Genomic DNA, 14,672 nt, shown 5'->3' with positions numbered 1-14,672 from the left:
TCCTCCCGTTTTCACTCTTCCACCGTTCCGGCGGACCATTCCGGATTAATCACAACAGCCCGTTTTGTCTCAGCTGTACTTACCAATTCCAATTTTATCTCTCTCTGAAGCCCTGTCAGATCAAGCTGTACTTCCATCGGTTCATATTCCTTCTGTCCCGCCTGGATCACAGCAGCCGTCCGGCTGTTTGTCCCATCCGAGGCGATGATTTCCACTTCAAATGGCTGCTTCAGCACCCAGTAGTCCGGATCACACAGAACCGCCCGGATAGTCGGATGATCGTCCCCGCTGGTATTCTCCCAGCGCCATTCTGGTACTTCTTTTTCCGTTTCCTGTGCATCCATGAAAATCTCCTGTGTGCGGTACCAGCAGTTTTCGCGTCCATGCGCCATCTCAAGCCCTGCCAGTGTAAAGGACTGGCTGCCCTGCAGGATTGTTTCCTGATACTCCATATCATGCACGTACCATCCCGCCTCATTCATCCATTCCAGATAGCTTTCCAACGTCTCAAGTCCCTGCGGGATCATGTCATAGACGCCCTCGCCTGCCTCCATCGCCGCCTCGATTTCATCGATATAGGCGTCTTTCTGCCCTGACAGCTCATTGACGATCGAATACCGGTTCCAGACCGGCACATCTTCGCCCGCAAGCCGCGCATAACTTCCCACATCCGACCAGGTCAGGAAAATGCGGTCAATCTTGGAACGTTCTTCCTGTGTAAACAGCTGATGATCGTGAAATACATAAGGCAGATTGCTGCGGATACTCTCTCGGCTTACCGCCCGCATCGCCCATTCCCCGCCGTTCCAGACGGATGTGTAAGCATCGTAAGCGCGCCCGGCGTAAACAACTATAAACATCATTGCAAATACAACGCCGCCTGTCAGACCGCGAGAAATGGAAGCCATTCCCCGCAGCACCAGGCATCCGCAAAGCATTCCGGCGAATAAGAGTCCGCCCATAAAATAGCGGCTGTGTCCCGTCGTTGCCGCCCAGAGAATAAAAGACGCGGCATACAGCAGAAATAAGGTTCCCGTCCTGCTGCTGACCCTCTTCCAAATCCAGCCGAGCCCGGCTCCCGCCGCTCCCAGATACATCAGCGCCAGATCCAGGTTGTATTTCGCCGGTATCTCACTCAGGCGGTAATCTGGATGCCGAATCATCGAATATGCCCACAAAAGAAACTCTTTTATGTTGCTGGGTCCCCATCTCGAATCCTTAAAGTCCGTTTCCCCAAAATACGGCGAATGAAACAGGCTGTTATAATAAGGATAAACCGGATTTTTCATCGCTATCCCATTGTAAATCAGGTACACGCTGACGGGAATCATCCCCGTCACCAGACACCCCAGAAACAGCTTCGGCGTCAGATACTTCCGGATTTTCCACAGATACAGAAGCACCAGCGGCACCAGATACACGATATTCGTCATCTTGAGACAGAACAGGATTCCGCCAAACAGGCAGAATAAAACCGCCTCGCGCTCCCGCTTCGCCTCATCCAGCCCGCGCAGAAGCAGAAATACCATTTCCAGAAGAAACGGCAGCGCCAGAAGCTCGACCATGTAACTGCCGCTCTCCTGAATCAACTCCAGGCGGCTGACAATCAGAAATGCCAGTACCGGCGCAAGATGCTTCGACCAGCTGCATTTTCTTTCCAGCCGGTCTGCCTCCATGCTCAGGAACACCGTTACCTGCCGATAAATCACAAGCATCGCCAGTGCGTTTAACAATGTCCCCATCCGAAGCCCTAAAAGCGCCCGGAATGGATAAAACATCCGGTCGCCCAGCCGGAAACCGAACATCTGGAACCGCCCCGGTATCACATGATAATGAAGGTTGTCCACAAATCCGGGAATCTGCGACAGCAGGTGATAGTTCTGCGTGTCATAGCTCTGATCCGGGGCAAATCCCTTGACCGAAAAGAACGCCAGGATGAACAAGCTTCCCACTATAAAAAGCGGACTCACTCCCGCATGGTCCCATTCAAATCTTCCGATTGCCACCATGACAGCGCCACATAAAACGAGCGCTGCCGCCCGCGACAAAACCGTTCCCTGTGGTACATGTAAAAGCCATGCCAGAAGATCCAGCACTTCCAGCCACCAGATAAAAAGCGTATAGGCAAGCAGCACTGCAAAGCTGCGGGTACTGACTCTCCATTTCGCCGTTTTGTCTGCCGGCCTGTTTCCAAATAACATACTTTTCCCTTGTAATCATCCAGTTTTCTTCATGAACCTGCTGAATCATTACTTCCTTTCCATGAAACAAAATATATCTTAAAAGAAATATTCTTCCAGCATCAGGCACAGTGCATGGTACACCGGAAGATGCAGCTCCTGAATCTTAAATGTCTCCTGCTCCGGCACGACAATCGCAGTGTCGCTGTACCCACGGATCCGCCCGCCGTCGCGTCCCAGAAGCCCGATAACCTTAAGCCCCTTTGCCTTTGCCGTCACGGCTGCATACAGGACATTTTTTGAATTGCCCGAGGTTGAGATTCCGAGGAACACATCCCCCTCTTTTCCATATCCAAGCACCTGTTCCGCATAAGTCATGCTGCCGTCCACATCATTCATAAATGCGGTGGTCAGTCCTGCATGACCAGTCAGCGCGATCGCCGGAAGTCCCTGCTGCAGCTTTTCGGAAAGTTCCGCTCCCATCTGCGGATCCACCGTTTTCAGTGCCTTTTCTATCTCTTCCGAAACTGGGCGTTTCTTCACAAACCCCTTCATCAGCTCGCCCACGATGTGCTCCGAATCCGCACAGCTTCCGCCATTTCCGGCAATCAGAAGTTTTCCGCCGCGCTCATAGCACTCTTTCAGCGTCTCATACGCAGTGCGAATATCCGCTTTCACCGGTGCAAGAACCGGATAGCGGCTGATCAGCTCGTCTAGGTACTCGTATTCCTTCATGATTTCTATTTCCTCCTGTCAGTTTTTTCGATGTCTATTAAGCTTCTGCATCATAAAATAAATACTCCCGCTCAAACAGTTCCAGATTGTTCTGCGCTTCTTCCTCCGGCACCGCTGTGTCGGATACCCGCGCAAGCATATTTCCATTTTCAAAAAACAGATCGGTCAGGCTGCCTCTGCGGATCAGCTCCCGCAGAAGATCCAGACTCCACTCCCAGCTTCCCGGTCCCAGATAGCCTGCTTCCGCGTAGACATAATCTGTCTTCGCATACGCCATATAGGTTTCAAACGCCTCCGGCGAGTTGACGAGTTCGACGTTGCCCCACGGCGATGTAATATCCTTATACGACTCCACATTGCACGGGAACTGCAAACAGTACGGATGCGTTCCAAATGCGATCACCCGGTTTTCCGGATCCTGCGACACTTCCTGCCAGATCAGCGTGTTTCCCTTTTCCTCTATCCGCGCCTGTTCCTGCGCCCGGTGATTGACACGCCCTTTATTCAGAAGATGCATCTCCGAAAATCCAGCCGTCCACGCCCAGCTGCTGATCGCCGTGACAATCAGATTTAATACCAGCAACGGCGCCAGGCACTTCGACGCGAGCGGATAAAAGCCGATTTTCTTAAAATACACCATCGCCCGGCATGCCCCCAGAATCAGCATAGAATACAGAAGCATGAAATAATTTCCGTCGATCTGGTAAAGCATCGACAGGCTGATCAGGCTGACGATCACAAATGGGAAGAAAATCACCAATGCCGCGTTCCAGATATGGGATTGCTCCTCTCCCTTTTTGGAGAAAATCCCATAAAGCACCAGCATCACAATCAGCACCGCCATCAGCGAGGTTCCCCACGCCAGAATTACATGCCCCATATCTTCACCCTGCGGCTGCATCAGCATCTGCCAGATGCGCCGCGCCAGCACATGAAGCGTTGATTCCTCCTGATAATTCTGCGGCAGCTCCGAGGTAGCAAATGGGTATTTCATTTTAAAACCAAACAATGCAAAAATCGAAGTAAACACCGAAGTGACCGGCATTCCCGTGATCTTCATCGTCCGCGCCCAGATACCAACCAATGCCCCAAACGGCAGGCATAAGGAGCCAATCAGGCGGACCAGATGGTGAAACAGGTCAGCCGCCGCCCCGCGCTCATGAAACCAGAACCACAGAAGGTACAGCCCCATCATGCCAAATACGGCAGTGGAAAAGACCAGGGAGGTCGGCTTCATCGTGAGGGACAGGAAATAGGAACCGGCTGCCCCGGAGAGGAATATCCAATGATTTTCATACACATGAATATACTGAAAGAAACATCCCAGCATAATAAGCTGCAGCAGCCACGTAATCAAATCCGCCTTGGCTGTGAGCGCCATATTCATGATGCCCGGCACCGAAACCGTCAAAACAGCTGCCATAATTCCCGGCAAGACGCTGTGATACGTTAGTTTCTTCTCTGTTCCCGCCTCCCGGCTCTCTGTCTCCTGCTTTCGATTGCCCGTCAGAAGCACCGCATTCCAGACCATCGCCCCAATTCCCAGAACTGCCAGCCAGAGGTTAAAGAACGTCAGGTAGCTGTGACTCGCCAGATCGCAGAGCGGCAGAGTCAGTACCTCAAAGCCCTTCGAATACACATAGACCATGCCGACCAGCCCCGGATTCTCATACAGCCCGGTTCCGCCTGCCACAATGTACTGGGAACGCACACCATACCAGAGTGTATCAAAGTCGAGTGCGATATTCAGGCGTCCCACCTGAATCAGGAACATCAGGACACACCAGCCAGCCGCCAGCGTCCATGCCCGGCGCACCCGGCGCGGTATTTCCCTCGATCCCCCGCTGCCAGCCGGTTTGTTACTGTTCACGCATACGTGCCCAGTAACGGAATTTGCCGTGGCTTCGCATTTAAATACGGCAAATTCCTGCTGCCACCACGTTTTCTTACGGCACTTTCGGTTCCAAAAGTGCCTACCTGTGAACAGTAACGCCTGTTTCTCTGCCTCAATCACCTGAACCGACACCTTGTCCCTGCCATCCAGCATCCAGGAAAGCGTCTGCCATCCCATGATGCACTGGCAGGAAATCGAGGAAAAATCAAAGCCCAGCGCCGCCACACCCAGAGCATAGACGCTCAGGCGCATCCAGGCGATTTTTCCAACGCCAAGGGCAGAAAGGAGGCAATACACAACGATTGCAAAGGAGGCGCCAAAAAGGAAGTCCATATAAAAAGAAAAATAAGACCGCTCCCAGACCGTTCCCCTGAAAAACACCCGTTTTCTCAAAAACCGCCCGATCGCCAACAGGCTAATCAGATACACCGCCGACACCACCATCGGCAGAAATACCACATGAATCCAGGAAAACACCAGCACAACCGCCGTCAGCCAGTACATCCGGCTGCGTCCGCGCTTCAAAAGCGCCAGCCCCCCAAAGATCAAGACTGCCAGAATCGCAATCTCCACATACATCCATTTCGATTCCGTGAAATGAATGTAATCTGCAAAAAAACCATTTCCCGTAAACAGCGTTTTCACCGGAATCAGAACCGCCGCCACACAGAACAGCACCAGAAAAAGACCAGCCATGCGCACGGCTGCGTCTGGTCGTCCGTTTTGTCTCTGATTCTGCATGTCAATGGTTCCTCTCTTTCTAGTTTATGTACTCCCGGAATCTTTTTGTGAGCCGCATTCTATATACGCCCGCCTAAAATCCCGCGCACCGCATCCAGTAGCGTCTCCGCATACGCATCATAACCGCCCGCCGGGCAGCTTCCGTCCTCTTTTATAAGTCCAGCCGCCCTATCTTCCGCGTGTTCTTTTGCCCCATAGCCGGTTCCGACAAGAACTCCGGTCACGCCAAAGTTTTTTCCTGCCTGCGCGTCGATGCGCTTGTCCCCGATCATATAGGAATGCATCTTATCAATGCCCTCCGTCAGATCCCGCTCTGCCATCTCAAACATTCCCGTCTCCGGCTTACGGCAATGGCATTTTTTCTTATAAATCCCGATCCCATGCTCCGGGTGGTGCGGGCAATAGTAGAACGCATCTACGTGTGCTCCGTCACGCCCCAGCACCTCATTCATATAATCATGAAGGATTTTTACATCCGCCTCGGTATAATAGCCTCTCGCCACGCCCGCCTGGTTGGTGATGACGATCACCTTATATCCAGCCTTGTTCAGAAGACGGATCGCCTCTGCGGTGCCGTCAATCAGCTTCAAATCCTCTTTTCGGTGAAGATAATTGACCTCCACGTTCATCGTACCGTCACGGTCAAGGAATACTACTTTACAGTTATCTTTACACATGGAATGTATACTCCTTATCCGGCATCTGCACCTGAATATCGCGGTAGTCCCAGCGATCCTCATCGCAGATCCAGCTCTGTGCGCCGCGCAGTTCGAAATTCCAATCCATCAGCTGTCCGCCTGCCGCTTCCAGACGGTGCGCCACCTGATGTCTGACGTTGTATGGGCAGTACACAAGAAGGAATCCGCCGCCGCCAGCACCTAAAAGCTTTCCGCCGAGAGCGCCCGCTTTTTTCGCCTCGTCATAGAGCATATCAATCTGCGGATTTGTGATCTTGCTGCTCATCCGCTTCTTGCTCTCCCAGCCGTAATCCAGGAGGCGGCCGAAATTGTGGAGATTTCCCTTTAAAAGCTCGTCCTTCATCGCATAGGAAAGCGCCTTTACCTCGCACATCGCCTGAAATGCATCCGGTTTCTTATAGTTGCTTACCTGATCCTTGATAATATTCGCAGATACATGGATATTGCCCGTGTAGCATAACAACAGGTTATACTGCAGCTCATTGATAATATCGCGGCGGATGCGGAGCGGGTTTACCACGACGTTATTACGTCCGTGAAATTCGATAAAGTTAAAGCCGCCGAAGGTCGCCGCATACTGATCCTGATAACCGCCTGAAATCCCCAGATCGATCCGCTCCACGCCGTAAGCCAGATCCGCCATCGCATAATTATCCAGCGTAATTCCTTTCCAGCGCGCCATCGCGGTCAGAAGACTTACCATGACGGTCGAGGAGGTTCCAAGTCCCGAACCAGCCGGAGCATCACACTGTAAATAAACCTCGCATCCCTGCTTGATATCCATCGCCCGCAGCGCTGCCGTGACAAGATCCAGCCGTCCATCGCAGACGTAATTTTCCTTCGCATTGTACTTGACTGTCATATCAAAATCCAGGGAATGAACCGTGATCTGGTCATCATCCCTCGGAATGATCGAACAATATGCATATTTATTGATAGTACTTCCGATAATGGCACCGCCCTGTTCTACACAGAATGGTTCTACATCCGTACCACCGCCGCCAAAGCTCACGCGCAGCGGCGCTCTTCCTCTGATTACCATGTAATGTCTCCTTTTCTTACGTCCTCCTGAAACCGGAAATAATCCTCCGGCACACCAATATCAATAAAATAGCCGTCATTTACGATGCCGCCGAGACGTCTTCCCTCCTGCATCCACCTGGGAATGCACTCATTTTCCAGCGAAACTTTTCCCTCCGGAATCTCATCCAGCAGCGCCCGCTTCATCAGGTACACACCGCCGTTGATCGTGCCCGCCCCAGTATTGCCATTTTTCTCATTAAAAGCGGTCAGCAGCCCGTCGGTCAGGCGCGCCGCCCCATAGCGGGAAATATCCGGCACACCGCGCAGAACCAGCGCCATCTCCAGATTTTTTTCCTGCTGAATCCGGCTTAAATCGCCGAAATCCATCTGATAAAATGTATCGCCATTCAGGACAAAAAACTGCTCGTCCGTCACATAATTCCCGGCATTCTTGATCGCGCCCGCCGTGCCGAGCAGCTCTTCCTCATACGCATACCGCGCCCGGATGCCAAACTGCGATCCGTCTCCAAAATATTCTTCCACCATGCCGCCCTTATAACCAACGGCAAAAATAATATCGTCAATTCCGCTCTTTTTCAGCCCCTGAAGCACATACTCCAGAAACGGCTTACCCTCAACCAGCGCCATCGGTTTCGGACGGTCGCTTACCACACTGCGAAGCCGCGTCCCCAGTCCGCCAGCCAGAATGATTGCCTGCATACTGTACTTCCTTTCTGTCTGTTGTTTTTCGTTTAATTATCTCTACTTCTATTCTTAAACTTTAACGTTTAATTTTGATCGCATTCCGACTAGATTATTCCTTGTTTTCACTTCTGGTATCTAAGCCGTTCGTCAACAGCTGGTAAACCCAGTTTAACTTATATATTCTACCACAGTTTACTCGCGATTTCTACCGCCAGAACACCTTTTTAACCTTATCCTCTCTATATAACAAAAAATACAGCCGGTTTGGGGAAACCGACTGCATTTTTGTTTGTATCAATGGGGATTGATCATATTTAGTTGCAATGTGATTCGTTCTATTCTGCCGGGAATCTCTTGATTCCCATTGTAACAATCTCCCTAAAGAGACGTATAATTGCCAGATGTACCGGTTCCGGGCATCCGTCTACGCTCGGTGCAACTCTGGAACCAATCGAATCATGGAATTCAACGCGCCAGCAGCTGTCCAGCACTCTCTTTTCTATCTCCTCGCTGCACATGGCGTCCAGATTTCCTTCTGCCAGTCCAAGCAGGCAGGCAATTCCATAACCAGCCCAGTTTGAGATAGCCGCCGAAAGCAGAACATCCACCTTTGCTACATCCAGTGCAATGCCGGAATGACACGGGCATTTACACATATTTCCGTTCTTTACCTTTTCTCGCACTGTTTTTTCAATATTTGCCATGCCAATCTCATTACCGCCATCGCCGATACCGATTGTCGCGATCCCGCGTTCACCGGCGCCGGTAAAGAGATAATCCATCTTCGCCTGGCTGGCAGAGAAGTCAAAGCCTCCCATTCCGTGGATCCTGCCATGCTTATTCATACCTCCACGTTCAATCGCCAGACAAAGGGATGGTTTATAGTGCTCCAGCAGTTCTTCGGAACGAACCCGGCAGGCTTCCTGATCAATCGGCATACCAATTACCGCAATCGTAGGAACCATTTCAAATCCCAATTCATCCGAAAGAGATGTTGAAAGTTTTTCCGGCTCTGTAATTGAAAAACCACAGCTTGACATAACCTTCTTCATATCTTCTACCAGATAATCATCTGTAATGACAATCGGCAGACCTTTTAATGTCAAGCGGATAGCTCTTGCAAGAGCCGCCGTACCTGGCGGTCCATCCGTCTCACTCTTCGTCGGGATATTGGCTGGCTGATCCGCCCATCCGGTTGTGATAAACACATAATCGCCGGGCTTAATCGACTTTTGCATTAATTCTACCGCCGCCAGCGTCATAGGCTTTCCATTTAAAAGCTCTCTGGCTGCATCAAACAGCACCTGTGCCGTACCACGCGCACCAATATCCACATTCATCAGCCGGTCGATTGACTCTGCTACATTTGCAAGACCGACATCTGAAATTAATTTGCGCATTTTCTCTCCTCCTTCTTTTGTTATTTATGGATGCATACTCAATCTCTTCAGACTGAAATACTCCTCAAGACCCCAACCGGAAGCGTCGCATCCGACGCCGGATTCACGAACCCCGCAATGCGGAAGCATCGGTCCGGTACTAAATCCATTTACATACAATTCTCCAAATTCCAAAACTTCATATGCTCTGGCAATCGCCCTTGCATCATGTCCGAATAAATAAGAAGTCAGTCCGGCTTCCGTATCATTCGCTTTTTTCAATACATCCTCAAAATCTGTATACGGGCGTACTGAAATAACCGGTCCAAAAATTTCTTCTCTGGATATCTTCATATCCTCATTCACATCTGCTACGACTGTCGGACTGATATAAGCGCCCTTTTCAAAGCCTGCAGGAACATCTCCGCCACAAAGTACCTTTGCGCCGCGCGCTTTTGCATCTGCGATTAAATCCAGTACCCGATCCCGCTCGCGGAAACTGATCATCGGTCCCATGACCATTTCCCCGTCGTCACGTCCCGCTCCAATCGTTACTTTTTTCAGGCGATCCAATACTTTCTGGCAGAACTCCTCATAACGTTTTTCATGTACATAAATACGGTTATAACCGATACAGGTCTGTCCGGTATTGCACACCTGGCTTTTTACAATCAGATCCGCTGCCAGATCCACATCTGCATCTTCCATCAAAATCGCCGGTGCATTGCCTCCCAGCTCAAGTGAATATGTTTTAACTGAAGACGAGCCTTGCGCCATAACCTGGCGGCCTGTTTCCGTCGAACCGATTAAGGTAATCATTTTCGGAATCCGGCTCTTATTCAATACATCTCCAAGTTCTCCCGCCGGACCTGAAATAATATTCACCACGCCAGCTGGAAGCCCGATCCGATGCAGAATCTCCCCCAGATAAAGGGTTGCCAGCGGTGTCTGGCTGGATGGTTTTAAAACGCAGCAGCAGCCAGAAGCGATTGTCGGCCCAATTTTAAGCGCTGCATTTCCAAGTGGATAATTCCATGCAAGATGTCCTACCACAACGCCAAGCGGGCGGCGATCCACCAGATGATAGAAATTTCCCCGGCGGCCTGCGTTATCTGAAAACGTAGTACCTGTCACCCTGCGGATCTCTTCTGCGAAAAACCGAAGACTGGAAATCCCCCAATCAAAATCATAGCATGCTTCCGCATATGGTTTGCCGGATTCCTGTGATAACAAATCTACAATGTATTCCCGCTCTGACAAAAGTTCTTTCGTATACTTTCTCAGCCATTCCACACGCTCATCCAGCGGCGTCCAGGACCATGTCGAAAATGCTTTTTTAGCCGCCTCCAGCGCTTCTTCTGCCTGTGCCCCGGTAGCTGCCTTAAACGATTCGAAATCGGTGCCGTTTGCCGGGTTCATAACGCGGAGCATTGTCCCCTTTCCTTCCACCAGTTCTCCACCAATATACTGTTTAAACATCTGTTTCCCCACTCCTTCCCTCATGAAACAAAATCATGACCGCTTAAAAGAGGCTGCGAATATAATTCTGGACGCTCTCTTTGTCATAACCATACTTTTTATAAAGTTCCTTTGCATCTCCAAACCCCGGATATACCTGCGGGATTCCAAAACGCTTAAAGGATTCAAGTGCGATACAGTTATCCGTAAGCACATCGCTGACTGCACTGCTCAGACCATTGTTCATCAAATGATCCTCCCAAGTGATAATTCTTCCTGTTTCCTCTGCTGCCCTGATAACCGCTTCCCGATCCAGCGGTTTCACTGTAAACATATCCAGCACACGGACACTGATTCCCTCTTTTTTTAATTCCTTTGAAATCTTGATCGCTTCTGCTACCATCTCTCCACAGGCAATAATGGTAATATCCGAGCCCTCGCATGCGGTATATGCCTTTCCGATTTCAAACTGAGCATCTTCCGGATATAAAACCGCATTGTTTTTGCCCGGATCCATGCGGATTGCCATCGGTCCTGCCCAATCCACGCTCTTTAAAATTATCTGACGGAGCTGCTCCGGATCAGCCGGTGCGCACACTGTCATATTTACCAGAGATGAAAATAATGCCATATCTTCCATTGCATAATGGGTAGAACCGCCGTTACCTGTCAACCCCGAGTAATTTGCAATAATACGAACCGGGAGATTCTGATAACACAGATCCGTGCGGACCTGTTCCAGATCCCGCATACTCATAAACGGCATCATACCGATAATAAACGGAATGCTTCCTTCCAGTGCCAGACCGGCAGAAACTCCCACTACACACTGCTCTGCAATTCCCGTATCGATAAATCTGCCCGAATAAGCTGCCTTAAAATCTGCACACCCCCAGCCAATATCCGGTGTCAGAAGCCAGATACGGTCATCTGTTTTTGCCAATTCTGTAATCGCATCTCCAACTACCGTCCGCCCAGAATTGAATTTTTCCAGTGTATACGATTCCTGCATAACTATCCCTCCATTTCCCGGGCAAGCCCTGCATCCAGATCCGCCAGTGCCCGTTTTAAATCTTCTTCATTCAGGCTTCCACAATGCCACTTAATCTGTTTTTCCATAAAGGAAACTCCATGACCTTTTACTGTGTTTGCCACAATTACCGTCGGTACCTTGCTATCCGGTGCCGGTAATTGATCCAGTGCATCCACAACTGCGTTCATATCATTTCCATCGATCTCTACTACATTCCAGCCAAAAGCTCTCCATTTGTCTGCATATGGCTCCAACTTTACTGAGTCTTCACTAAAGCTGGTCATCAGCTGACGGTTCCGATCCACAATCGCTATCAAGTTTCCAAGTTCCTGTGCGTGACCATTAATTGCTGCCTCCCAAACAGAACCTTCGCAGGTTTCTCCGTCTCCCATCATGCAGAATACCCGGTGTTTTTCTCCTTTATAACGCGCATGGGCTGCCATTCCGACACAGATAGCCAGTCCGTGCCCCAGGGAACCGGTTGACGCCTCTACGCCTGGAAGACGCACTTTACACGGATGCTGTCCATATGCACTATCCAGTTTTCCGTACGTCCTTACTATCTCGTCATAGTCAAAAAATCCACGCAGCGCCATGGTTATGTACATACATACCGCGCCATGTCCTTTGCTCAAAATAAACCGATCCCGCTCCGGCATCCGGATATTATTCGGATCAATCTTCATTGTATGGTGGAACAGACAGGTCAGAATATCTGCCATCGACATATCCCCGCCCATATGAATGTTTCCCTGATAACTGCCACAAAGCTTGCAGAGTTTAGTCCGAAGCTGGTACGCCATTTCTTCCAGGCGTCTTACTTCCTGTTTATCTGCCATATCCTTCTCCTCCTTTTTACGAAATTGTCAATCCGTTCTCTCCGCCTATCACACGTTTCAATGTAAAAAAAGCAGATAATGGTGTATATGCCCCTGTCACCAGTCCTTTCGGAATGCTGCATACTTCAATATCAAACTGAACTCCATCTGCGGTCACTTCGATTTTATGGGTATTTCCCTTTACATCCGGATCCGCCACAATTCTGGAGCGCGTCTTGTCAAATCCAAGCCCCGCAATCGCAATTCCAGCATGCACATTTACATTGCGCGGGAACTTCTTACAAGCTTCTCTGGTGCTTCCTTCAAAAAGAACTGTTTTCTCTGTTACGCTGCTCCCCAGATTCGCCGGTTTTTTTGTTGTTGTGATGCATACCTCTTCCAGTACTTCCCTGCCGTCAAAAATGCCATCATATCCAAGCACAGCGCCATGCGGAATATAGATCTTTCTTCCCCATTCACTGCAGAGGTGCTTCGCCAGTTTTTCAAACTTTTCTTCTGCAAATGCACAGGATGAAAATGTCATCATATCCGCATATGGCAGAATTAACGGTGCAAGCTGCTGTACCGCCTGATAAGTAGCTGCTTCTACTACCAGATCCACGGAAAGCTCCTTCATTTTTTCTACCAGCTGCTCCGGTGTACTGATCACAAGTTCTGGCGGAAGACTGGCTGTCGCCTCTGGGTTCATATCATATATGAACCCAAGCTTCACATCGCCAAGCTCACCTAAACGTTCTTTTATATACCGGCCAATCAGGCCAAATCCTATCAGTCCTATCGTCTTCATAACAATTTCCTCCCACTCTGCCTAATACGTCAACATTCTAACCCTTGCTACCGTCTCCCATTCATCTACAATCTTTCCGTTTTCTGCCACAAGAATCGATGGATATAAAACCGTAGTCGGGCAAATATGGCTTGGTATCACATATAAAATGTCGCCAATCTGAGGGCGTTCCGCCTCATGGCCTTCCTCCATCTTCCAGAGCCAGTGTTCCTCACTCTGGAACATTGCTTTCGCCGCCACTCCTACCAGTTCGCCCCGAACCGGCTGGTCACAGGAAATTCCTTTGCTTCCCAGATCCAGTGTAAATGTATTTGATGCCGGATGACTGACAACCCGCGTCATAATCGCTCCCGCTTCCCAGAGCTTCAAATCCGGGGCATCTTTTCCGTATCTGGCATCCATGACAAAGGAAGTTCCCGGAGAAAGGAAATAATCGCTTACCTTTGCATGGCACGGAAATGACGGTGTTCCGCCTACAATCACTGTATCGCAGACAATTCCGCGTCCGAGAATATCTTGACGGACCTCTTCAATCTTCCGATCCATCTCATCTACCGCTTTCTGTCGTTCTTCCACATCCACCTGATGGTTATGTCCGTCATAACAGTGAAGTCCACGCATCTGAAGATTCGGCAGACGACTGCATCTCTCATAATAATCGGCTGTTTCAGACAGCAAAACTCCTGTCCGATCCTGTCCCACATTGACATCCAGAAGAACCGGAATTGTAATACCTTTTTCCCTCGCCGCTGCCGAAAGTTGAAGAAGCGTATCGTAGTCATCTCCAAGCGCCCAGAACTGGGTACCCGGCATTCCGAGCGTCAGGTCAATAAACCGTTCGATATTCGGTCCTACCAGCGCATAGGCAACCAATACATTTTCTGCCCCTACCGACGCTGCCATCTCTGCCTCGGAAATAGTAGCGCACATAAAATGTGTAAATCCCATCTCCATCTGCATCTTAACCAGTTCTCTGGTTTTATGTGTTTTTACATGATACCAGAGCCGGTTTGCTCCCCCCGCCAGTTCAATGGTTCTCTGTGTATTCTTCACAATCGCATCTCTATAATAAATCAACGCCGGGCTTACAATCTTTTCTTCACCCTTTACATGATAATTTTCCAATTTCATATTCATCACTCCTGCTCTGAACGCCTATTTTTTTAAGTATTTTCATTTTGGCAGAGAGGCAGCTGTTCC

General features: G+C 49.9%; 12 protein-coding genes. All 12 read right to left on the bottom strand.

The genetic code is table 11. The features are described 5' to 3' along the window. Window positions 1-11 precede the first annotated feature (11 nt). Window positions 12-2,201 (bottom strand): hypothetical protein, encoded by a 2,190-nt coding sequence (locus DXD12_RS06690; RefSeq protein WP_118637848.1) that lies wholly within the window; start codon window positions 2,199-2,201, stop codon window positions 12-14. A 78-nt stretch (window positions 2,202-2,279) separates the two neighbouring features. After that, window positions 2,280-2,915, bottom strand: a complete 636-nt coding sequence (locus tag DXD12_RS06685; protein ID WP_107000695.1) for an SIS domain-containing protein — start codon at window positions 2,913-2,915, stop codon at window positions 2,280-2,282. 37 nt (window positions 2,916-2,952) lie between these two features. Then, window positions 2,953-5,550, bottom strand: a complete 2,598-nt coding sequence (locus tag DXD12_RS06680; RefSeq protein ID WP_118637846.1) for a potassium transporter KefB — start codon at window positions 5,548-5,550, stop codon at window positions 2,953-2,955. A 59-nt stretch (window positions 5,551-5,609) separates the two neighbouring features. Beyond that, entirely contained in the window at window positions 5,610-6,227 is a 618-nt protein-coding gene (locus tag DXD12_RS06675; RefSeq protein WP_118637844.1) for an HAD family hydrolase, read from the bottom strand. Next, window positions 6,220-7,290 carry a GHMP kinase gene (locus tag DXD12_RS06670; protein ID WP_118637842.1) on the bottom strand — a complete coding sequence of 357 codons (1,071 nt, stop codon included), beginning with the start codon at window positions 7,288-7,290 and terminating at the stop codon, window positions 6,220-6,222. Before DXD12_RS06670 ends, DXD12_RS06675 begins: the two co-directional genes overlap by 8 nt. Further along, window positions 7,284-7,991, bottom strand: coding sequence for a nucleotidyltransferase family protein (locus DXD12_RS06665; RefSeq protein ID WP_118637840.1), 708 nt, complete (start codon window positions 7,989-7,991; stop codon window positions 7,284-7,286). The genes DXD12_RS06670 and DXD12_RS06665 overlap by 7 nt, the downstream gene beginning before the upstream one ends. Before the next feature lie 320 nt (window positions 7,992-8,311). Further along, window positions 8,312-9,376 (bottom strand): glutamate cyclase domain-containing protein, encoded by a 1,065-nt coding sequence (locus DXD12_RS06660; RefSeq protein WP_118522166.1) that lies wholly within the window; start codon window positions 9,374-9,376, stop codon window positions 8,312-8,314. 24 nt (window positions 9,377-9,400) lie between these two features. Continuing rightward, window positions 9,401-10,834, bottom strand: a complete 1,434-nt coding sequence (locus DXD12_RS06655) for an aldehyde dehydrogenase family protein (RefSeq protein WP_182427282.1) — start codon at window positions 10,832-10,834, stop codon at window positions 9,401-9,403. Window positions 10,835-10,877: 43 nt separating this feature from the next. Next, a complete protein-coding gene (locus tag DXD12_RS06650; protein WP_118522168.1) occupies window positions 10,878-11,825 on the bottom strand; it encodes a transketolase C-terminal domain-containing protein in 948 nt (315 codons plus the stop codon). 2 nt (window positions 11,826-11,827) lie between these two features. Continuing rightward, a complete protein-coding gene (locus DXD12_RS06645; RefSeq protein ID WP_118522169.1) occupies window positions 11,828-12,685 on the bottom strand; it encodes a transketolase in 858 nt (285 codons plus the stop codon). A gap of 16 nt (window positions 12,686-12,701) precedes the next feature. Next, complete coding sequence (locus DXD12_RS06640) at window positions 12,702-13,472, bottom strand: aspartate dehydrogenase domain-containing protein (RefSeq protein ID WP_118522170.1); 771 nt, start codon at window positions 13,470-13,472, stop codon at window positions 12,702-12,704. Between the two features lie 21 nt (window positions 13,473-13,493). Continuing rightward, complete coding sequence (locus DXD12_RS06635; RefSeq protein WP_118629163.1) at window positions 13,494-14,603, bottom strand: D-TA family PLP-dependent enzyme; 1,110 nt, start codon at window positions 14,601-14,603, stop codon at window positions 13,494-13,496. Between the last annotated feature and the right edge of the window lie 69 nt (window positions 14,604-14,672).

The organism is Clostridium sp. TF11-13AC, assembly GCF_003481065.1.
GTDB lineage: Bacteria > Bacillota > Clostridia > Lachnospirales > Lachnospiraceae > Otoolea > Otoolea fessa.
Note: the sequence above shows the minus strand (reverse complement) of the source record. Positions and strands in the feature narration are given on the sequence as shown.